The sequence below is a fragment of the Frankia sp. CpI1-P genome, assembly GCF_001421075.1.
Taxonomy (GTDB): Bacteria; Actinomycetota; Actinomycetes; order Frankiales; family Frankiaceae; genus Frankia; species Frankia torreyi.
This window is the reverse complement of sequence record NZ_LJJX01000017.1, coordinates 55,190-75,498: the sequence shown is the minus strand read 5'-3', so window position 1 is coordinate 75,498 and position 20,309 is coordinate 55,190. Positions and strand designations below refer to the sequence as shown.

Below are 20,309 nucleotides of genomic sequence, written 5' to 3'. Positions count from 1 at the left end.
TGGATCAGGGTCANCTCGGCCGGTCCGGTCGTGGTCATCGGATTACGCCTTCGGGAGCAGTGCCGCGCCCTGCTTCTGGGCAGCGGTCAGGGTCGACTGCGCGTCCGCGCCCTGGTAGACGATCTTTTCGACCGCCTCCATCATCCCGTCACGGACCTGGATGTAGTTGACGCCGGGAATCGAGATCCACGGCTCCATCCGGTCGAGCTGAGCGATGTTCGGCACGACCAGCNGGTTGGCCTTGGCCCAGGCGGCGAGCCCGTTCGGGTCGTCGACGAGGCCGGTCCGCAGCGGCAGGTAGCCGATCTTGGTGGAGATCGTCTTGTAGGCGTCCTCGCTGGTCAGGAACTTGATCAGCTCCCAGCCGGCGCGCTGCTTGGCCGGGTCGTTCGACAGCACGAACAGCGACGCGCCGGAGTTCGTCGGGATGGTCGGCTTCTTCCCGAAGCTCGGCATCTCCGCGGCGCGCAGGTCCCACTTGCCCTTCGAGCCCTTCACGAACGTGCCCTGGATGGAGCTGGTCTCCAGGAACATGCCGATGTTGCCGGCGGCGAAGCTCGTGTAGGCCTCCTTCTGGCCGAGCACGGGGGTCAGGCCGTCCTTGACCAGGCTCTGGGCCATCTGGACCGCCTGGACGGCGGGGGGCTGCGAGTAGGTCAGGGTGGTGCGGTTCTCGGAGATCACCCGTCCGCCGTTGGAGCGGACCAGGCTCTGGAAGCACCAGTCCTTGGCGATCTTCGTGAGGCAGTCGAGGTACACGCCGTCGTGGTTGGTCTTGTCGACGATCGTCTTGGCGTCCTGACGAGCCTCGTCCCACGTCGTCGGCGGCTTCGCCGGGTCGAGACCGGCCTCGGCGAAGATGGAGGCGTTGTAGTACAGCACCGGAGTGGAGAAGACGAACGGCACGCCGTAGGTCTTGCCGTCCCAGTCACCGAGGGTCCGCGCGGTCTTGGCGTACGGGAACTTGGCGCCGTCGAAGTTCGCCTGGACGGCGTCCTTGCCGACCAGGTCGTCCAGCGACTTCACCTTCAGCGAGTGGATGGCGAAGTCGAGGTCGCTGAAGCCGAGCTGGACGACGTCCGGCGGCGAGCCGGCGGCGATCTGGCTCTGCAGGCTCGACACCGTGTCGGTGGCCGGGTTCGGGCTGGAACCCTGCGGCTTCTGCGCCGTGACGTGGATGTTCGGGTGGGCCTTCTCGAACTTGCCGATCAGCTCGTTGAAGGTGTCGGTCCAGGCCCCGGCCTGCCCGAAGTTGTAGCTCTCGAAGACGATGGAGACCTTCTGGTCCTTGCCGAGCTCGGGGATCTTGCTGGTGGCCTTCGGCGCCACGTCGTCGCCACCGCCCCCGGGCGAGCCGCAGGCGGNCAGGACGGACAGTGCGGTGGCGGCCGACAGGGCCACCAGGGAGAACGATCTCCGGGCGAACGGTCTTTTCACGTGCTGCTCCTCGGCGAGGTGACAGTGCGAGCGGGTGAGCTGTGGCGGGTGTCAGGTGGCGACGGGGACGCGGGCGGCGGGGACCTGAGGGTCCCGGTCCGGCTGCCAGACGAGCCGGCGTCCCGACTCCCGGTCGAACAGGTGGGTGTGCTCGGGGCGGACGGTGAGGACGACGGCCTCGCCGACGGTGAAGCCGGCCGGCCGGCGGGCCCGCACGGCCACCTCGGCCGCACCGACGCGGCAGTGGGCGATCTCCTCGCTGCCGAGGTTCTCGATGCTGCGCACGCTGCCGCGCAGCGTCGCCGCGGGGGCACCGCCGTTGGGGGCACCGCCGTTGGGGGCACTGCCGTTGGGGGCACTGCCGTTGGGGACACCGCCGGCCTCGGGCGCCGGGCCCGCGTCTGCGGCCGGCCGCAGGCTCAGGTGCTCGGGGCGGACGCCGAGGATGGCGGGTCGCCGCACCTGCTCGCCCTCGTGAGAGGGATGGTCGAGGCCCAGGGGGACGTCCACGCCCTCGGCGACCGCGTGCAGCCGGCCGTCGCGGCTGACGATCTCGGCGTCGAGCAGGTTCATCGGCGGGGAGCCCAGGAATCCGGCGACGAACGCCGACGCCGGGGTGTCGTACACCTCGGTCGGCGTCCCGAGCTGCTCCAGGCGGCCGCGGTTGAGCACGGCGACCGACGTCGCCATCGTCATCGCCTCGACCTGGTCGTGGGTGACGTAGACGAACGTCCGCCCGAGCCGGCGGTGCAGCTCGGTGATCTCCGTGCGGGTCGCGGTGCGCAACTGGGCGTCCAGGTTCGACAGCGGCTCGTCCATCAGGAAGGCGCCGGGGTCGCGGACCAGGGCGCGGCCGAGCGCCACCCGCTGGCGCTGGCCGCCGGAGAGCGCACGCGGCCGGCGGTCGAGCAGCGCGCCGAGGTCGAGGATGTCGGCGACCTCGGCGACGCGGCGGCGGATGTCGGCCTTGCGCTGCTTACGAGCGCGCAGCGGGAATCCGATGTTGCGTTCGACGGTCAGGTGCGGGTAAAGCGCGTAGCTCTGGAACACCATCGCGAGGTCGCGGTCGCGGGCCGGGGCTTCGGTGACGTCGTTGCCGTCCACGAGCACCCGGCCGTCGCTGGGGGAAACCAGACCTGCGATCATGCGCAGCAGCGTCGACTTCCCGCAGCCGCTGGGGCCGAGCAGGACCAGGAAGTCGCCGTGGGCGACGTCGAGGCTCACCCCGTCGACCGCCCGCACGTCACCATAGCGGCGCGTGACGTTTTCGACGGTAATACGGCTCACTGGTTCCCCCCTCCGATCCGGCGGCATCTGCCAAACAGCTGTGTTATGTCCTGCGCGCGCCGGGGCCGGACCAGTGCCGAACCGGTTTGTCCCCTGGCCGATGAATTCCCGGCACCCGGTCCGTGTACGTGTCGATTAATTCCGTGTCGACGGGCAGCTNCAGTTCAGCAGGTCTCGGTGAATCGTTGGTGAACGGATCGCGACGAATATGTCGGTGACCGCCCCCGATTGGAGGTTCCAATCGCCCGAGAGGAATCCGGCTACGCGGGCCTGCGGCGCTCGCGGATCCAGGCCGCGACCGCGGGGCCGATGACGGCGGCGTCCTTCGTCCAGGCGAAGTGGTCGCGGTGGGCGACGCCGGCGGCGGCGGTGATGTGCCACCGGTCGATGCGGGCTCGGGGCATGCGGCGGCAGAGGAAGTCGACGTTCGACTTCGGTCCCAGCCGGTCGTCGTCGAGGGAGATGGCCAGCACCGGCAGGTCGAGCTCGGCGAGCAGGCGGTCGTAGTCGCGGGTCGTCCCGTGCGGCCGGTAGCGGCTGGTGCGGGAGTGCCGCGCCCAGTCCGTCATCACCCGGCCGGGCATGGCGCCGCCGATGAGCATGCCGCCCGGCCAGTAGCCGCGCACCCGCGCGACCAGGCCGATCGTCTGGATCGAGTACAGCGCCTCCGCCCAGCGTCGGAAGCCGAACGCCTTCCAGTACACGGTCCCCGTGCCGATGACGCAGACGCCGGCGATCCCGCCCCCCGCGGGTTGCTCGGCGGCGGCGTGCAGCAGGGCGATCTGGCCGCCGAGGCTGTGCCCGAACAGGTATGGCCGCGCCCCGGGGAACCGGGTCCGCACGGCGGCCAGCACCCGCGGCAGGTCGACCTCGATCAGCTCGCGGTAGCCGAAGGTCGGCTGGTCGTGCAGGCCGGGCGTCGACTCGCCCTGGGCGCGCAGGTCCGTCGTCACCACCGACACCCCCGCCGCGTGCAGCGCCCGCGCGATCGGCAGGTAGAACTTCGCCTTGAGCGCCATCGCGGGCAGGATCAGCACGACCGGCGCGCCCGGATCGGCCTGGGGGAGCACCCGCAGCACGAACGACACGCCTCCGACGCTGTCGACCCGCAGCGCCTCCAGCGCCGAGAACTCCGACCGGCGCGGCGGTGCCGAGCCGGGTGCGGAGCCGGGCGCCGTCCCGGGCGTCGGGCCGGTCACGGGGCGGCCGGGGCGGCCGGGGCGGCGAGNTCGGCGACGTAGGCGAAGCGGAAGGTGGCGACCAGGGTGCCGGCGGCGTCGTGCAGCACCGCCTTGCCGTCGAGGTCGACGCGCTCGCCGGGGCCGGCGGCGAGCACCTGGCGCACCGCGCGCTCGTCGACGGTTCCCACCGCGCGCACCAGGCCCCGGGCGGGTCGGCGGAACGACGACCAGCTGTCGCGCACGACGAGCCATTCCACGTCGGCGATCCGGCCGGCCGTCGCCCCGACGAACGCGCACGCCCCGGCGATGTCCGCCGCGAGGAACTGCGCGCCGGCGTGCACGGTGCCGAACTGGTTGGTCAGCTCGGGACGGTCGGGGATCTCCACGACCGCGTGGTCGGCGTCGACCTCCGTCACCTCGACGCCGACGAACGCGCCGAACGGCACCACCGTGTTCGCCATCCGCCGGATGTGCTCGAAGTCCACGCCCGCGCCCGGCTGGGCGAAGACCGCGAAACCGGGTGCTGCCGGGCTCAGAACTGACGGGTTGCTCACCTGGGTCTCCTACCGCTGATGGACGTGCCGCTGATGGATGTGCCGCTGATGGAGATGGATCGCCTGGCGCGGTTCCGCGGAACACCACGATCATGAGAGTCGGGCCGCGGCCAGGACTCCAGACGCGACGCGCGGTTCCGCGGAACACCACGATCGGCGGGGCTAGCCGAGGCGGCGGAACACCCGCCGTGCCACCGAGGCCCGCAGCACCTCGGAGGGACCCTCGTAGATACGGAAGGCGCGCGCCTCGACGAGGAAACGGGCGACGAGGTGGTCCTCGCAGACGCCGAGGCCGCCGAAGAGCTGCACCGCCCGGTCCAGCACCCGCCACACCGCCTCGGACACGAAGGTCTTCGCGATGGCGGCGTCGTGGCGGGCCGCCGAGCTGGTCGCCCCCTGAGTGTCCAGGGTCGCGGCGGTGGCGTGGACGAGCGCGCGGGCCGCGGCGATGTCGATCTCGTTGTCGGCGACGAGGGCCTGCGCCATGCCGTGCTCGGCGATCGGGGCGCCGAAGGAATGGCGTCCCAGCACGTGCTCGGCGGCCAGGACGTGCGCGCGGACCGCCAGGCCCAGCCAGTTCATGCAGAACGTCAGGCGGGACNGGGCCAGCCGGGCCTGGGCGTACTCCAGACCCAGCCCCACCTCGCCGAGCACGGCGGCGTCGTCGACGCGGCAGTCGTCGAAGGCGACCTCGCAGTGGCCGCCCGGGGCGCTGGTGAAGTCCAGCGTCGGCATCCGGCGCACCACCCGCATCCCTGGGTTGTCCGCGTCGACGAGGAACATCGTGGGGCCGGCGTCGGTGCGCGCGACGCAGATCGTGAACGCGGCGCCGTCCGCGCCGGTGATGAGGTGCTTGGCACCCGTGATCGACCAGCCGCCGGGCACCCGGGTGGCGACGGTGCGCAGCATGCTCGGGTCGGATCCGGTGCCGGGGGCGGGTTCGGTCATCGCGATCGCCGAGCGCACCTCGCCGGCGGCGAGCGGCGCCAGGTAGCGCTCGCGCTGGGCCGGAGTGGTGGCGTCGGCGAGCAGGTGGATGTTGCCGTCGTCCGGGGCCCAGCAGTGCAGGGCCAGCGGCCCGACGAGGCTCGCGCCCGCCGCGATGAGCACGTGCGCCTGCCCGCGGAAGTCCAGGCCGAAGCCGCCGTACTCGACGGGCGACAGCGGGCCGAACACCCCGGCGTCCCGGGCGGCCGCCACCAGCTCCAGGCGCAGCGCGTCGTCCATCCGGCGGCCGTCGACGACGATCTCGCGCTCGACGGGGACGACGACGTCCCGGATGAACCGCGCGGTGCGTTCCGCCAGCAGCACGGGATCCGGCGGACTCGATGCCTCGGAGGGCCTGACGATTGTCTCGCTCACGGNTGCTCCCACCGGTAAAAACGTGCTGCATGCGGGGTCATTCGCGCGGGGTCATTCGCGCGGGGCCATTGTTGCCGTGCCCTGCGCGTTCGGTCGTCGGCCATCGACGTTTTCGATGGNGTGATTGCCGTTGTATTGATCGCTGTTCGCGTGATGCCTGGCATGAGACGGTTTGCCGGTGAGTTCGGTATCTCGCTGGACGGTCCTGCGGGTGGACGAGGCGACTCTGGCAGCGGAGAACGTGCTGGTCGTCGTGCTGGTGGNCCCGCAAGGAGAGGCTCTCGACACCTGGGCTCCGGGCGCCCACGTGGATATTCGGGTACCNGGTGGGGAGATCCGCCAGTACTCGTTGTGCGGTGATCCGTCCGATACCCGGTCCTGGCGAATCGCGGTGCTCCTGGAGGAGAAAAGTCGGGGCGGGTCGCGCTACTTCCATGAACAGGTCGTGAAGGGTACGGAAATCGAGGTGGGCGCCCCGCGAAACAATTTCCCGCTGGTGGCCGGCGGGTCCTATCGGCTGGTCGCCGGCGGCATCGGGATCACGCCTCTGCTGCCGATGCTGCACGAGCTGGAGCGCCGCGGCGCCGACTGGCGGCTGTACTACGGCGGTCGGGCACGGCGGCGGATGGCGTTCCTGCCCGAGCTCGCCCGCCACCCCGACCGGGTGCGCGTGCTGCCCGAGGACACCGAAGGCCTGCTGCCCGTCGACGACATCGTCGCCGAGCTCGCCGCAGACTCGCGGCTGTACTGCTGCGGGCCGGAGCCGCTGCTGGCGGCCACCGAGCGGGCGTTCGCCGCCCGCGGTATCGGCAGCCTGCACGTCGAACGGTTCCGTCCCCGCCCGACGGACGGCGCGGACGAGGCCGACCAGCGGGCCTTCGACGTGCTGCTGGCCGGCTCCGGGCGGCTGGTGCGGGTGCGCGCCGACCAGTCGGTGCTCGACGCGCTCGACCGCGCCGGGCTCGACGTCCCCTCCTCGTGCCGCGAGGGCACCTGCGCGAGCTGCGAGACGACCGTGCTCGACGGCGAGGTCGACCACAGGGACTCCGTGCTGTCGGCGGAGGAGCAGGCCACCGGCACCACCATGATGATCTGCGTGTCCCGGGCGCGCTCGGAGCGGCTGACCCTTGACATCTGACCGACCGGCCTCGACGCCCCGCTCCGGGCACGCCGTCGTGCTCGGAGCGGGGGTCGCCGGCCTGCTCGCCGCGCGGGTGCTGAGCGAGTCCTTCGGCCGGGTCAGCGTCCTCGACCGCGACGACCTGCCCGGCTCCGCCGACGGGGAGAGCGCCGCTCTGGGCGCCCGCCGTGGGGTGCCGCAGGCCGGGCACCTGCACGCGCTGATGGACCGCGGGCGCGAGATCCTCGAGGAGCTGCATCCCGGCCTGGTCGCGCAGCTCGTCGCCGCCGGGGCGCCGACCAGCGAGGCGCTGGTCGGTGGGCGCTGGTACCTGCAGGGGCGCCGGGTCGGTCCGGTCTCCACCGGGCTGACGTCGGTGCTCGCGAGTCGGCCGCTGCTCGAACGCGAGCTGCGCCGGCGCACGGCGGCCCTGCCCGGCGTCCGCCTGCTGCCGAGGACCGCGGTGATCGGCCTGGTCGGTGACGGCGTCGGGGCGGGTGGGGCCGTCACCGGCGTGCGGATCCGTGCCGGCGGCGGCGACGGCGCGTCGACGGTGCTCGCCGCGGACCTGGTGATCGACGCCAGTGGGCGCAACTCCCGCTGTCTGGACTGGCTCGCCGCCGTCGGGCACCCGGCACCGTCGACGTCGCGCGTCACGGTGGATCTCGGCTACGCCTCGCGGGTCTACGAGCGTCGCCCCGAGCACCTCGGCGGCGACCTCAGCGTCATCATCTCCACCACCCCGGGCCTGCGTGGTGGGGGCGCGGCCGCCATCGAGGGCGACCGCTGGATCGTCACCCTCGCNGGCCTGCTCGGCGAGCATCCCCCGACCGACGACGACGGGTTCGCCGCGTTCGCCCGGCGGTTGCCGGTCGGCGACATCAGCGACCTCATCCGCGCGGCGACCCCGCTGACCGACGCCGTGCCGTACCGGTTCCGGGAATCGGTCCGGCGGCACTTCGAGGCCGTGCGCCGCCCCCCCGACGGGATCGTGGTGCTCGGCGACGCGCTGTGCAGCTTCAACCCGCTCTACGCGCAGGGCATGACGGTCGCCGCCCAGCAGGCGCTCGTCCTGCGTGACTGCCTGCGGGAGGGCGAGGGCCTCGGCGGGCTGCCGGGCCGCTTCTACCGGGCGGTCGGGCCCGTCCTCGACGTCGCCTGGGACATGGCGACCTCGTCGGACCTGCGCTACCCCGCGGTGGTGGGCCGACGCACCCTGCGGGGCCGGGTCACCGGGAGCTACGCGGCCCGGGCACAGCGCCGCGCGCACCGCGACCCCGCCGTCGCCCGCACCCTCATGCGCGTCGTCCACCTCGCCGAACCGCCCACCGCGCTGCTGCGCCCGGCGCTGGCCGCCCGGGTGCTCGCCCCGGGCGCCCCGCGGGCGATCGCGCCCGCCTCGCTCACCATCCGTGACCGCCTGGCCGTCCCCCACCACGAGCAGTCATAGAAGGAGCACAGCATGGTCACCGTCCACCCCGCGTCGTCCGAGGCCCTCGACCGACCGGACGAGTCGTCCCCCGAGCAGACGGGGGCCCGGCTGCTCGCGAAGCTGTTCGACCCCGCGAACCGACACGACCCCTACTCCATCTACACCGAACTGCGCGCCGCCGGACCGCTGCACACCGGGCCGTTCGGCCTGAAGCTCGCCAACCGCTACGCGGACTGCGCGGCGGTGCTGGGCAGCCAGGAGTGGGGCCACGACCGCGAGCCCCACCAGCTGCACCCGACCATCCCCGCCGAGGCCTTCCCGGCGTCGTTCCTGTGGATGGAGCCGCCGGACCACACCCGGCTGCGCGGCCTGGTGACCAAGGCCTTNACCGCGCGAACCGTGGCGGCGCTGCGGCCCCGCATCGCCGCGCTCGTCGACGAGCTGCTCGACAACGCGCTGCGGGCCGGCGAGTTCGACCTCATCGCCACCATCGCCTACCCGCTGCCGCTGACGGTGGTCTGCGAGATCCTCGGCGTGCCCGCCGAGGACCACCCGCTGGTGCAGGTCTGGTCGCAGGCGCTGGCCCGGGCCTTCGACCCCGACGTGCTGATGACGCCGGAGGCGCTCGCCGAGCGCAACGCCGCCATCCCCGACTTCCTGTCGTACTTCCGCGCACTGGTCTCCCGCCGGCGCCGGGAGGCGACGGGCGACGACCTGATCACCCAGCTCGCCGCCGTCGAGNAGGCGGGCGACCGGCTCACCGAGGAGGAGCTGCTCGGCACCTGCGTGANGCTGCTCATCGCCGGCCACGAGACGACGGTGAACCTCGTCGGCAACGGGATGATGGCCCTGATCCGCCACCCCGACCAGGTCGCGCTGCTGCGCGAGCGCCCCGAGCTGATCGGGCCGGCCGTCGACGAGCTGCTGCNCTACGACTCGCCCATCCACATGAACACCCGCGCCGCCAAGCGCGAGCTGGTGGTGGCCGACGAGGTCTTCGCCCCCGGCGAGGGGATCGTCGCGCTCATCGCCTGCGCGAACCGCGACCCGCTGGTGTACGACGACCCGGAGCGGCTCGACGTCACCCGTTTCCACACCACCAGGCCGATCGCCCGGCACCTGTCGTTCAGCCTCGGCCACCACTACTGCCTCGGCGCGCCGCTGGCGCTGCTCGAGATGGAGCTGCTGCTCGCCGGGGTGCTGGACCGGGTCGCCGACATGGAGCTGCTCACCGACACGCCGCCGTACAAGCCGAACATGCTCATCCGCGGCCTGGCCGAACTCCCCACGCGCTTCCACGCCGCCTGAGTTCCACGGCACCCAGGTTCCACGCCGCGGGCTCACCGGTCGGCCGCATGGGCCGGCGCCATCGCCTCGGTGAGACCGAGGGCGGCGCCGGCCCTTCGCCGGTTCAGGCGGCGGCGGGGGAGAGGTCGACGGGCAGCGAGCTCAGCCCGCGGTGGATGAGGCTCGGCTGGTAGGACAGCTCGTCGGTGGCCAGCGACAGCGCCGGTGCCCGCTCGACCAGCGTGCGGATCGCGGTCGTCGCCTCCAGCCGGGCCAGCGGCGCACCCAGGCAGTAGTGCAGGCCGAGGCTGAAGCCGAGGTGCCGCGGCGAGCGNCCGGGTTCGGCGTAGCGGGTGATGTCGAGGCGCTCACCGCCGTCGAACACGTCGGTGTCCCGGCCCGCCGAGCCCATCAGCACGATCGCCCCGTCCCCGCGGCGGAACCGGCGCTCGCCGACGGTGGTGTCGGTGAGCGCGACCCGCATCGTGAACTGGGTCGGCGTGTCGTAGCGCAGGATCTCCTCCACCGCCGACGGGGCCAGCTCGGGCCGGGCGCGCAGCAGCGCGAGCTGGTCGGGGTGGGCGAGCAGGGCGAGGATGCCGTTGCCGACCAGGTTGATCGACGTCTCCATCCCGGCGACGAGCAGCAGCACGCAGATGCCGAGGACCTCGGCCGCGGTGAGGACCTCGCCGGACTCCTCCACCGCGACGAGCCGGCTGAGCAGGTCGTCCTGCGGGTCGGCCTTGCGCCGGGCGACGAGGTCCTGCAGGTAGGCGACGACGTTCGCCCCGGCGTCGTTGCGGCGGGCGATGTCCTCGGCGGACAGCAGACCGTCCGGGTCGGTGCCGCGGGCGATCGCCAGTTCCCAGGAGCGCAGCAGCTCGGCGTCGGACGCGGGCACCCCGAGCAGCCGCTGGCCCACCATCGCCTGGGCGAGCGGCGCGGACAGGTCCCGGATCACGTCGAGCCCGCCGGCGGCGAGCGCCCGGTCCACCAGCGTGTCGACCAGGCTGGTGATCATCGGTGCGAGGTCGGCGACCATCCGGGCGCTGAACGCCTTGTTGACCAGCGTGCGCAGCCGCCGGTGGTCCGGCGGGTCCATCCGGATGAACGACCCGGGCAGGCTCGCCTGCTGGTCCCAGAAGGGGCTGAGCCGGTCGACGTTGCCGTGCCCCCATGCCTGGCTCTGCAGCACCGCGGCGCAGTCCGAGAACCTGGACATCAGCGTCACCTCGGCATCGCCCAGGCGGACGGGTGTCGGGACGGCAGCCTCGCGCAGCCGGCGGTACCGAGAGTAGGGATCGATCCGGTGGGCGGTGTCGAACACGTCGTGGGCGTCGACCCGGTCGCCGTCGATCTCCGCTGTGGTCATGAATCCCGCTCCTTCGTATGCGCCACCCGGCCCTGGGACTGCGGTACTGGGAACACGGGTATGCGCGCGGAGAAATGCAGGTGGCGGCGTCATCGTGGGTCCGGGGTTGGTGCCGGTCAAGGGCTCTTTGCCGCGGGCCGGGCAATTCTCATCGGTCGATAAGGAGCGGGTATCAGGCGCGCACGCTTTTCAGGTCGGCCGGAAGATGGACGAAGCGGAAGCCGGCGCCGAGCAGGCGGGGCAGGGCCGCCGCCACGCCGGGTCCGGTGCCGCGGCGGGGATGGTTCATGTGCCCGATCACGATCGAGCCGGGCGGGGCTGCCAGCAGGCTGGCGCGGACCTGGGCCGCGGTGTACGTGGCGCCACCGTCACCGTTCACCGCGAACGAGACGATCGTCTCGCCGAGGTCACCGACGATGCGGGCGGCGACGTCGTCGCTGTACGCCGTACCCGGCCGGAAGAGCCGGGGCGGTCGGCCGAGCAGGCCGGTGAGGTTGGCATGATTGCCGGCCACCTCGTCGTAGACCTGGCCGGCGTCGCGGGTACCGGGGATGCCGTAGGCCGACCGGCCCGACACCGACAGCGGCCGATGCAGGGTGCCGTGGTTGGCGATCTCGAACAGCGGGTCGGCGGCGAGGTCGGCGAAGGCGGGCCGGTTCGCGTCGATCCACCGGGAGTTGAGGAAGAGGGTCGCCGGGACGCCGTACCGGCGCAGCGTGGTGATCAGGCCCTGGTCGTAACCGCTGCCACCGGGGCCGCCGCACGCGTCGAAGGTGAGTGCCAGCGCCCTGTCGGCGACGGGCAGCCGCGTGATCGTCCCGGGCAGGTCCAGGGGCCCAGGCGTGCGGCCGCAGCCCACCGTAACGGGCGACGACCTCGGCGCGGCCCACCCCGGCCGGCGTCGCCGCGAGACCCGCCTCCATGGGAATCCGCCGACCGGCCGGGTGGGGCCCGCCCGTACCGGCCGGGTCGGGTCCGCCCGTGGCAGCCGCGGAACGGTCGGTTCCACAGCCGGCGAGGACGCCGAGCGTCATTCCGGCGACGCCGGTGACCAGAGCGCGGCGAGATGCCGGCATTGCACTATCCCCCGATCCGGCCCCGACGATCCGGCGCCGACCACCCCCGGATCCCACGATCCGGCCCCGGCAATGGTGTCACGGCCAGCGTCGACCGCACCGACGCCACCCGCTGTGGCCGTGCATGGGCCAGCTGAGGCCGGGAATTCCGCATCGGTCGATAAGAAGCGGATATCGAGTGCGGCAGTCCTGTCCCCGCGGCCTAGCGTCGGTGACGTGGCCGAGGTCAGTGGCATGGCGGAGACCGGTGGCATGGCGGAGACCGGTGGCATGGCGGAGACCGGTGGCGTGGCGGGGGTCGGTGGCGCGCGCGAGATCTTCGATCCGCGGTGGCGCAGCGATCCCTATCCGCTCTACCGGACGCTGCGGGAGTCGGCCCGCTGCCACTGGCTGTCCCCGGCCCGGCTCGGCGTACTCACCCGGCACGCCGACTGCGTCGGCGTCCTGCAGGATCCCGCCTGGGGCCACGTCCCGATGGAGAGCAGCGCGTTTCGTCCGGTGACGGATCAGGATGAGGGCCTGCGGTCGATGCTGCGGGCGAACCCGCCGACGCACACCCGGCTGCGCCGCCTGGTCAGCAGGGCGTTCACCCCGGCGAGGATCGCCCGGTTCCGCCCTATGGCCGAGGCGCTGTCGGGTGAGCTGCTCGACGCGGCCGTCGACCGCGGCGAGGTCGACCTCGTCGAGGCGTTCACCCGGCCGCTGCCGCTGCGGGTCATCTGCTCGTTGCTCGGCGTCCCGGCGCGCGACGAGAAGGTCTTCAGCGGCTGGGCGTCGGCGCTGACCCGGGGCCTCGACCCCGACCAGGTCCTCGACCCGGTGGAGCGGGCCCAGCGTACCGAGGCCACCCGGGCATTCGCCGACTACTTCACCGAGCTCATCGCCCGCCGCCGCGACGAACCCGCGGACGACCTGCTCAGCGACCTGATCGCCGTGCAGGAACAGGGCGACCGGCTCGGCGCGGACGAGCTGCTCGAGATCTGTGTCCTGCTGCTCGTCGCCGGCTACGACACGACCGTGAACCTGGTCGCGAACGCCGTGCTGGCACTTGCCCGGGACCCGGGCCAGTACGCGGCGCTGGGGGCGAACCGGACGCTCGTGCCGGCGGCGATCGAGGAGACGCTGCGCTACGACCCGCCCGTCCAGTGGACGGGACGCACGGCGCTTGCCGACACGGAGCTCGCCGGGCAGACGTTCCGCGCCGGAGACGGCATCATCCTCGTCGCCGGNGCCGCCCACCGCGACCCCGCGGCCTTCCCGCAGCCCGACCGGTTCGACCTCACCCGCTACGCCTCGCCGTCCGCTCCCGCGGCCCGCCACCTCGGCTTCGGCCACGGCCTGCACTACTGCCTCGGCGCGCCGCTGGCCCGCCTGGAGGCCGAGACCATGCTGACCGCCCTGCTCGACCGCGTCGCCCGGCTGGAGATCACCGCCGAGCCGACCTACCGCCCCCACCTCGCCGTCCGCGGCGTCGAGGCCCTGCAGGTCCGCCTCCACNCCCGCTGAACTGCCCCCACTCCGCTACTGATCTTTAACGTGCGGTGCCGGTGGATGGATCATGATGATGGCTCCGCAGTCGGTCCGGTGACGGCGACGTACCCTCCGGGCGGATCAGGATGGTGCCAGACCGGCCCGCGAACGGCTGCCGGCCGGCGCGTGATCCCGCCCCCGACCTGCCTCCGACTGATGATCGAGGTGCTCCCCAAGGAACCGCATCCCGCCTCCCGCCGATGATCATGGTGTTCCGCGGAACCGGAACCGGGCGGGACTGACCAGTCGACTCCCGGCCAGGTTCGCTCCGCCAACGCTCGAGCGGGGCCGGGCGGCTCGCTGGCGGGGTCGCGGCCCTGCCGCACACCTTGTGGCGGCAGTCAGGCTTGCCTTTGGCGTCTACATGACGCCATAATGGCGTCATGGACCTTGCGCCGTATGTCGAGAACCTGCGTCGGGAGCTCGCGGTCGCCGCGCAGGCGGGGGGCTCGGACGCGCTTGCGCTGGCCGAGCGGCTCGTGGGGCCGTTGGAGGCGGCCACCAGGCTCGCCCTGCTGGAGGCGTTGTCGGCGGCCGCGGACGAGATCAGCCGCGAGTTGGCGCCGGGGTCGGTCGATGTGCGGCTGCGTGGCCGCGACGCCGACTTCGTCGTGACGCCGCCGCCGACGCCCCTGCCGGCCGCGAATGACGTCATAGATGGCGTCACTCGGGCCACCGGGATGCTGCCCGCCGGGACTGGGCCGGTCGGGACTGGGCCGGTCGGGGCTGGGCCGGTCGGGGCTGGGCCGGTCGGGGCTGGGCCGGGCTCGGCGGAGGGCGACGAGGGGCGGACGTCGCGGATCACGCTGCGCGTCCCCGAGCAGCTCAAGCCGCGCATCGACGAGGCGGCCGACCGCGAGGGGTTGTCCGTCAACGCCTGGCTCGTGCGCGCCGTCGGCGCCGCGCTCGACCCCGGCGCCGGGCCCGGACGTCCCAGCGTGGGGGGAGCCGATCAGCACGGGCGCCGGTACCGCGGGTGGGTCCGCTAGCCGGCCGTGGGGCCGGGTCGATCACTGACGAAGGAGCTGCATCATGCCGAGTTTCGACACCCCCGAACCGATCCTCGCCGTCATCGAGCTGGGCGTCGGCGGCCTGCTGATCCGGGCGAGCGATCGCGCCGACACGGTCGTGGAGGTGCGCCCGGTCGAGCCGTCCAGCGACGCCGACGTGCAGGCGGCCCGGGAGACCACCGTCGAGTACGCCGCCGNCCGGCTGACGATCCGGGCACCGAAGAGGCGCCTGCGTTCGCTGTTCGGGTCCGGCGACGCGGTCGAGGTGACGGTCGACCTGCCCACGGGCTCGCGGGTCGACGCGCGCGCGGCGACGGGTGTCCAGGCCACGGGCCGCCTGGGTGACTGCACGGTCGAGGTCGCTCGCGGCGGCGTCGACCTCGACGAGACCGGCGACCTGCGGCTGCGCACCGCCAACGGGGACGTCTTCGTGGGCCGGTGCCGGGGGTGCGCCGATGTCATGACCGCCAACGGCGCGATCCGGATCCAGCAGCTCGACGGCCCGGTGGCGGTCCAGGCGGCGAGCGGCGCGATCACCCTCGGCGAGGCGGCGGACGACGTGCGGGTCGCCACCGCCGCCGGAGTCGTCAGCATCGACCGGGCGCTGGCGAGCGTCGACGCCAGGACCGGCTCGGCCGACATCCGCCTCGGCGAGGTCGTGCGGGGCACGGTCGCTGTCGTGACCGGATCCGGCCGGCTCGACATCGGCGTGCGGGAGGGCACGGCCGCCCTGCTCGACCTCCGTTCGGGCGACNGCACCGTGCGCAGCGAGATCGCCGCCGTCGACCGCCCGGCGCCGTCCGACGAGACCGTCGAGATCCGCGCCCTCTCCGGCCGCGGCAACATCCTGGTCCACCGCTCCCGGCCCGCCCGGTCGTCGATGCTGACCAAGTAGGCGGGACGGTCGGGCGGTGGTGCGAGTCGGCGCCGATGATCCGTTGTGATTGTAGATCAATCGTAGATATTTTCTCGGATCGATCGGCCTACCTCGGCCTACCCGACTCGGAGGTCAGGTTATGGGCGGGTGACGGGACTGCGTCGCAACGCACTCGTCTGTTTAGCTCGTCTTCCTCTGCGTAGTACTGACCATGGTCGGTCGGACCTCTAACCTGACGTGGATCTTCAGCGAGGGCCCGCGCTGATTCCTTCGTAACTGCCGGAGGTCTCACCTTGTCCGTTCTCACCCGTGTCCGGCGTGCGCGTCTGGCGCTGGGCTCCCTCGGCGCGGCCAGTCTGGCGGCCGCCCTGTTCGGCCTGTGGGCCGCCGCGCCCGCGCAGGCCGCGGGCCTGCCGGCGCCCGACCACGTCGTCGTGGTGGTGTTCGAGAACCACGCCTACTCGCAGGTCATCGGCTCCTCGAGCGCGCCGTACATCAACTCGTTGAAGAGCGGCGGCGCGAACCTCACCCAGTCCTACGGCCTGACCCACCCCAGCCAGCCCAACTACCTGGCGCTGTTCTCCGGTGGTACGCAGGGCGTGACCGACGACAGTTGCTACACCCCCGGATTCAGCAGCGCCGCCAACCTCGGCTCCGAGCTGATCGCCGCCGGCAAGACCTTCGGCAGCTATAACGAGGGCCTGCCGTCGCAGGGGTCCACGGTCTGCACGAACAGCTCCACGAAGTACGCGCGTAAGCACAACCCGTGGTTCGCCTTCAGCAATGTGCCGACGAGCACCGCGAAAACCTTCACGCAGTTCCCGACCGACTACACGACGCTGCCGAAGGTCTCGTTCGTCGTTCCGAACCTGTGCAACGACATGCACGACTGCTCGGTCGCCACGGGCGACACCTGGCTGCAGAACAAACTCAGTGCGTACGCGACGTGGGCCAGCACCCACAACAGCCTGCTCGTGGTCACCTTCGACGAGGACGACCACAGCAGCGGCAACCGGATCCCGACGGTGTTCTACGGGCAGCACGTCACCGCGGGCAGCAGCACGTCGACGACCTACAACCACTACAACCTGCTGCGCACCCTGGAGGACCTCAGCGGGTTGACGACGCACGCGGGCAACGCGTCGAGCGCATCGGACATCACCGGCATCTGGAGCTAGCGACCCGTGTACGTCGCGGACACCCGCACCAGACCGGCAGGCCCGGGGACCACCCCGGGCCTGCCGGCCCCGCCGCCGGCGACCCGGGCGCCGGCATCCCGGACACCGTCGGACCTCGCGCGGCGGGCCGTGCCCGCCACCGTGCTGATCCTCGGCGCGGTCAGCCTCATCACCGACGTCTCCGCCGAGATGGTCACCGCCGTGCTGCCGCTGTACCTGGTGACCGGGCTGGGGCTGTCCCCGCTCGGCTTCGGCCTGCTCGACGGCATCTACAACGGCGCCAGCGCGCTGGTCCGGCTCGTCGGCGGCCACCTCGCCGACCGCGGCCGGCGCTACAAGTCGATGGCGGTCCTCGGCTACGGGCTGTCCGCGCTGTGCAAGCCGGCTCTGCTGATCGCGCACAGCGTGGCGGGGATCAGCGCCGTCCTCGCGGTGGACCGCACCGGCAAGGGGCTGCGCACCGCCCCGCGAGACGCGATGATCTCGCTGGCCGCCCCGCCCGAGGCCCAGGGCCGCTCCTTCGGCGTGCACCGGGCGATGGACACCGCGGGTGCCCTGCTCGGGCCGGTCGTCGCGTTCGTGGTCATGCGCGCGGCCGCCGACGGGTTCGACGCGGTGTTCACGGTCAGCTTCTGCATCGCGGCCACCGGGGTCGTCGTGCTGTTGCTGTTCGTGCCCGGCCGCGGGCCCNCACCGGCCGCGGTGCTGTCCCCGGAGGATGCCGTGCCGGGCGACCCCATGCCAGCCGACTCCATGCCAGCCGAGCCGGGGCCAGCCGAGCCGGGGCCGGTGTCCCTGCGCGCCGCCATGGGTCTGCTGGGCGGCCGCGAGCTGCGTCGCCTCACCCTGTGCGCGCTCGTGCTGGGGCTCGCGACCGTGAGCGACTCGTTCCTCTACCTGATGCTGCAACGCGACCTGGATCTGTCCGTCGAGTGGTTCCCGTTACTGCCGCTGGGAACGTCGGCGTCGTTCCTGCTGCTGGCCATCCCGCTGGGGCGCGCCGCCGACCGGTTCGGCCGCTGGGCCGTGTTCCTCGCCGGGCACGGCGGCCTGCTGATCGCGTACGGGCTGGTGCTCGCCCCGGTGCGGGGCGCGGCGCTGCCCATCGGCGTGCTCGTCCTGCACGGCGCCTTCTACGCGGCGACCGACGGGGTGCTCATGGCCGCCGCGGCCGGGTCGGTCCCGGCGCGGCTGCGTTCCAGCGGGCTGGCCCTGGTCCAGACGGGGCAGGCCGGCGCCCGCTTCGCCTGCTCGCTGATGTTCGGTGCCGCGTGGACGGCCTGGGGCGACCACACCGCCCTGGCGGTCGCCGCGGCGGCGTTGGCGGCCTGCACGGTGGCCGCCGCCGCGCTGCGCCCCGCCCGGTCCGCGCCCGACCAGGGGAGGCAGCCATGCCCGTGAGTGTCCGCGTCCGCCTCGGCGTACTGCTCGCGGTCGTGGTGGTGCTGGCCGGCGTCGCCACCGCGGCGGTGGTGCACGCCTCCGGTCGGGCGGCGAGCCGGGCCGACGACCAGGCCGGCGGGCCCGCGGTCCGGGCCGGCCAGATATCGCTCACCGCCACGGCGGGCGGCGGCGCGGCCGCCGGCGAGCGGCTGGTGTTCCGCACGATGGGCTGGGGACCGCACCGCGACGAGCTGGTGTCCGTGCCGGCCGCGGACCCGGCGGGGCCCCGCACCGCCTCCGGCGTGCGCTGCCTGCGCTTCCACGCCGCCGGCGGCACCGGCATCTGCCTGCGTCGGGCGCCGGGCGTGGTGGGGGAGAGCTACCGGGCGGTGGTCCTCGACGCCGCCCTGCACGATCGGCGTGACTTCCCGCTGGGCGGCATCCCCACCCGGTCCCGGGTCTCCCCGAGCGGGCGCATGGTGGCCTGGACCGTGTTCGTCGGCGGCGACTCCTATGCGGACAGCTCGTCGTTCTCCACCCGGACCTCCATCCTCGACACCCGCACCTGGCGGCTGGACGGNAGCCTGGAGGACTACCGGATCGTCCGGGACGGCCGGACCTACCGCAGCCCGGACACGAACTTCTGGGGGGTGACGTTCGCCGACGACACGCACTTCTACGCCACGCTCGCCACCGGCGGGCAGACCTACCTGGTGCGCGGCGATGTCACCGCGCGCACGGTCACCACCCTGCGGTCGAACGTCGAATGCCCGTCGCTGTCCCCGGACGGCACCCGGTTGGCGTTCAAGAAGCGGGTGGCGGGCCTGCCGGCCGACGCGCCGTGGCGGCTGACCGTCCTCGACCTGCGAACGATGCGCGAGACCGCCCTGGCCGAGCGGCGCAACGTCGACGACCAGGCGCTCTGGCTCGACGGCCGCACCCTCGCCTACGCCCTGCCCGGCGACTACGGCAGCGACCTGTGGACCGTGCCCGCCGACGGCGGCGGCAGCCCGCGGCGCCTGACCACGGCGGCGCTGGCTCCCGCCGTGGTCGGCTGACACGGCTCGGCGGACACGGCTCGGCGGACACGGCTCGGCGGACACGGCTCGGCTGACCGGGCCCCTCAGGCGGACTTGCGGGGCAGGCTCCAGTAGTCGCGGTTGACGGCGATCCGGCCCTCGCGCAGCGAGCCGAAGGAGGACCCGCGGATGCCCGCCGGCTGCATGACCCACTCGATGGCGTAGGTGGCCCCGTCGGACAGGGTGGTCACGACGTCGTAGGTGGTGCCCGCCGTCTGGCTCAGCGCGTTGTCGATGAACGCGCGGGCCTCGTCGGTCCCCGTGGCGCCGTGGCCGGTCGGGACGTCCTCCAGCACGACGTCCGGGGTCAGGGTGGCCAGGATCGCGTCGGTGTCCTGCTTGTTCCAGCCGGCGAAGTAGTCGTCGATGACGGTGGTGTCGCTCATGGTCGTGTCTCCTCCGTGAGGGCGGGCCGCGCCGGGCCCGCCGGATCGATCCGGTCGGCGACGGGCGGCGCTGCCGCCGGCACCGTCGCCAGCACCCGGCGCAGGGCGCGTTCGAGTGTCGAGAGGTCGTCCAGGCCCGGTCCGGTCATGCCCGCGGCGGCCAGGCTCGGATGCGTGCCGCCCGCCGCCATCAGACCCCGGGCCGCGAGCCAACCGGTGAACAGCAGGTAGGTGGCGGTGAACAGCTCGACCGCCGCGGGTTCCGCCAGGCCCGCGGCGCGCAGGATCGCCAGCGCCGTGCCGGTGAGCCGGCCCGCCGCGGCGGAGGGCCGCGACGCCGTCAGCGCTCGCATCCCCGTGCCGGGGTAGCGCCGGAACGCCTCGTCCATCGCGGTGACGAGCCCGACGTACTGGTCGACCCAGGGCGCGGCCGGATCAAGCTCGATGCGGATGTCGGCGGCGACCGCCTCGACGACCCGGTCGGCCAGGTCCTCGCCGCCGCGCAGGTGGTAGTGCACCGCGGGCGGGGTGACGCCGAGCTCGTCGGCGACGGCGCGCACGGTCAGCCGGTCGAGGCCGCCGCGCTCGACCACGCGCAGCGCGGCGTCGAGCACGTCGCGCTGGGTCAGCGGCGCCGGCTGCGTCCCGCCGCGCCTGCGTGCCACCGGCCGCCTCCCGTCCCTGGGTCCCTGGGTCTCTAGATCTCTAGATCCCTGGACCGTCCCCGCCGTCATTATGCCATAGTAAATCGTCCCGGA

General features: G+C 73.1%; 13 protein-coding genes and 16 pseudogenes. 17 read left to right on the top strand and 12 right to left on the bottom strand.

The genetic code is table 11. The features are described 5' to 3' along the window. Positions 1–42 precede the first annotated feature (42 nt). From FF86_RS66170 to FF86_RS47930, 7 genes and pseudogenes are all read right to left on the bottom strand, one after another. Positions 43–232 (bottom strand): annotated as a pseudogene (locus FF86_RS66170) (ABC transporter substrate-binding protein); the annotation flags it as partial. A gap of 1 nt (position 233) precedes the next feature. After that, positions 234–1,364: pseudogene (locus tag FF86_RS13715) on the bottom strand (ABC transporter substrate-binding protein); the annotation flags it as partial. A gap of 124 nt (positions 1,365–1,488) precedes the next feature. Further along, the gene (locus FF86_RS13710) at positions 1,489–2,724 is read right to left on the bottom strand and encodes an ABC transporter ATP-binding protein (protein WP_044886379.1); all 1,236 of its coding nucleotides are present in this window, start codon (positions 2,722–2,724) and stop codon (positions 1,489–1,491) included. A gap of 260 nt (positions 2,725–2,984) precedes the next feature. Next, entirely contained in the window at positions 2,985–3,845 is an 861-nt protein-coding gene (locus FF86_RS13705) for an alpha/beta fold hydrolase (protein ID WP_044886406.1), read from the bottom strand. A gap of 108 nt (positions 3,846–3,953) precedes the next feature. Then, a partial coding sequence (locus tag FF86_RS13700) for a PaaI family thioesterase (protein ID WP_242418734.1) occupies positions 3,954–4,366 on the bottom strand: 413 nt, incomplete at its 3' end. Positions 4,367–4,621: 255 nt separating this feature from the next. Beyond that, positions 4,622–5,060: pseudogene (locus tag FF86_RS47935) on the bottom strand (acyl-CoA dehydrogenase family protein); the annotation flags it as partial. A gap of 1 nt (position 5,061) precedes the next feature. Then, positions 5,062–5,764: acyl-CoA dehydrogenase family protein (locus FF86_RS47930; protein ID WP_396229868.1), on the bottom strand; the 703-nt coding region annotated here is incomplete at its 3' end. A 382-nt stretch (positions 5,765–6,146) separates the two neighbouring features. Between FF86_RS47930 and FF86_RS13690 the strand changes: the two genes are divergently transcribed. The 7 genes and pseudogenes from FF86_RS13690 to FF86_RS47900 all read left to right on the top strand — a co-directional run. Next, positions 6,147–6,959 (top strand): PDR/VanB family oxidoreductase (locus FF86_RS13690; RefSeq protein ID WP_242418724.1); only part of this gene is annotated, 813 nt, incomplete at its 5' end. 787 nt (positions 6,960–7,746) lie between these two features. Beyond that, positions 7,747–8,391: pseudogene (locus tag FF86_RS47925) on the top strand (FAD-dependent oxidoreductase); the annotation flags it as partial. A 12-nt stretch (positions 8,392–8,403) separates the two neighbouring features. Next, positions 8,404–8,759 (top strand): annotated as a pseudogene (locus FF86_RS47920) (cytochrome P450); the annotation flags it as partial. A 1-nt stretch (position 8,760) separates the two neighbouring features. Continuing rightward, positions 8,761–9,114, top strand: a pseudogene (locus tag FF86_RS47915) (cytochrome P450); the annotation flags it as partial. 1 nt (position 9,115) lies between these two features. Next, positions 9,116–9,163: pseudogene (locus FF86_RS47910) on the top strand (hypothetical protein); the annotation flags it as partial. Position 9,164: 1 nt separating this feature from the next. Then, positions 9,165–9,301 (top strand): annotated as a pseudogene (locus FF86_RS47905) (cytochrome P450); the annotation flags it as partial. 1 nt (position 9,302) lies between these two features. Then, a partial coding sequence (locus FF86_RS47900) for a cytochrome P450 (RefSeq protein ID WP_242418723.1) occupies positions 9,303–9,681 on the top strand: 379 nt, incomplete at its 5' end. 103 nt (positions 9,682–9,784) lie between these two features. Here the strand turns inward: FF86_RS47900 and FF86_RS47895 are convergent. The 3 genes and pseudogenes from FF86_RS47895 to FF86_RS13670 all read right to left on the bottom strand — a co-directional run. Continuing rightward, positions 9,785–9,994 (bottom strand): annotated as a pseudogene (locus FF86_RS47895) (cytochrome P450); the annotation flags it as partial. 1 nt (position 9,995) lies between these two features. Further along, positions 9,996–10,585: cytochrome P450 (locus FF86_RS64090; RefSeq protein ID WP_313954331.1), on the bottom strand; the 590-nt coding region annotated here is incomplete at its 3' end. A 619-nt stretch (positions 10,586–11,204) separates the two neighbouring features. Beyond that, positions 11,205–12,108 (bottom strand): annotated as a pseudogene (locus FF86_RS13670) (polysaccharide deacetylase family protein). Positions 12,109–12,180: 72 nt separating this feature from the next. Between FF86_RS13670 and FF86_RS64085 the strand changes: the two are divergent. From FF86_RS64085 to FF86_RS47870, 10 genes and pseudogenes are all read left to right on the top strand, one after another. Continuing rightward, a pseudogene (locus FF86_RS64085) lies at positions 12,181–13,337 on the top strand (cytochrome P450); the annotation flags it as partial. A 1-nt stretch (position 13,338) separates the two neighbouring features. After that, positions 13,339–13,605: pseudogene (locus tag FF86_RS47885) on the top strand (cytochrome P450); the annotation flags it as partial. 416 nt (positions 13,606–14,021) lie between these two features. Next, the gene (locus tag FF86_RS13660; RefSeq protein ID WP_044886372.1) at positions 14,022–14,627 is read left to right on the top strand and encodes a toxin-antitoxin system HicB family antitoxin; all 606 of its coding nucleotides are present in this window, start codon (positions 14,022–14,024) and stop codon (positions 14,625–14,627) included. Between the two features lie 43 nt (positions 14,628–14,670). Next, a pseudogene (locus FF86_RS66165) lies at positions 14,671–14,845 on the top strand (hypothetical protein); the annotation flags it as partial. A 1-nt stretch (position 14,846) separates the two neighbouring features. Continuing rightward, a pseudogene (locus FF86_RS66160) lies at positions 14,847–15,402 on the top strand (DUF4097 family beta strand repeat-containing protein); the annotation flags it as partial. A gap of 416 nt (positions 15,403–15,818) precedes the next feature. Further along, positions 15,819–16,703, top strand: coding sequence for an alkaline phosphatase family protein (locus FF86_RS13650; RefSeq protein WP_044886370.1), 885 nt, complete (start codon positions 15,819–15,821; stop codon positions 16,701–16,703). Between the two features lie 6 nt (positions 16,704–16,709). Next, positions 16,710–17,393, top strand: a pseudogene (locus FF86_RS47880) (MFS transporter); the annotation flags it as partial. Between the two features lies 1 nt (position 17,394). Further along, positions 17,395–18,104 (top strand): MFS transporter (locus FF86_RS47875; protein WP_396229866.1); only part of this gene is annotated, 710 nt, incomplete at its 5' end. Beyond that, a pseudogene (locus tag FF86_RS66155) lies at positions 18,101–18,666 on the top strand (TolB-like translocation protein); the annotation flags it as partial. The gene FF86_RS47875 and the pseudogene FF86_RS66155, both read left to right, overlap by 4 nt. A 1-nt stretch (position 18,667) precedes the next feature. Further along, the coding region (locus tag FF86_RS47870) for a TolB family protein (protein ID WP_396229865.1) at positions 18,668–19,144 on the top strand (477 nt) is incomplete at its 5' end. Positions 19,145–19,209: 65 nt separating this feature from the next. Here the strand turns inward: FF86_RS47870 and FF86_RS13635 are convergent. Both FF86_RS13635 and FF86_RS13630 read right to left on the bottom strand, forming a co-directional pair. Beyond that, positions 19,210–19,551 carry a nuclear transport factor 2 family protein gene (locus FF86_RS13635; protein WP_044886369.1) on the bottom strand — a complete coding sequence of 114 codons (342 nt, stop codon included), beginning with the start codon at positions 19,549–19,551 and terminating at the stop codon, positions 19,210–19,212. Next, positions 19,548–20,216: a TetR/AcrR family transcriptional regulator gene (locus FF86_RS13630; protein ID WP_044886368.1), complete on the bottom strand. Its 669-nt coding sequence runs from the start codon at positions 20,214–20,216 to the stop codon at positions 19,548–19,550. Before FF86_RS13630 ends, FF86_RS13635 begins: the two co-directional genes overlap by 4 nt. Positions 20,217–20,309: the final 93 nt, after the last annotated feature.

Excerpts from the sequence above, each read along its gene's own strand:
- FF86_RS13660 (WP_044886372.1), top strand. The coding sequence starts at position 14,022 with ATGGACCTTGCGCCGTATGTCGAGAACCTGCGTCGGGAGCTCGCGGTC.
- FF86_RS13635 (WP_044886369.1), bottom strand. The coding sequence starts at position 19,551 with ATGAGCGACACCACCGTCATCGACGACTACTTCGCCGGCTGGAACAAG.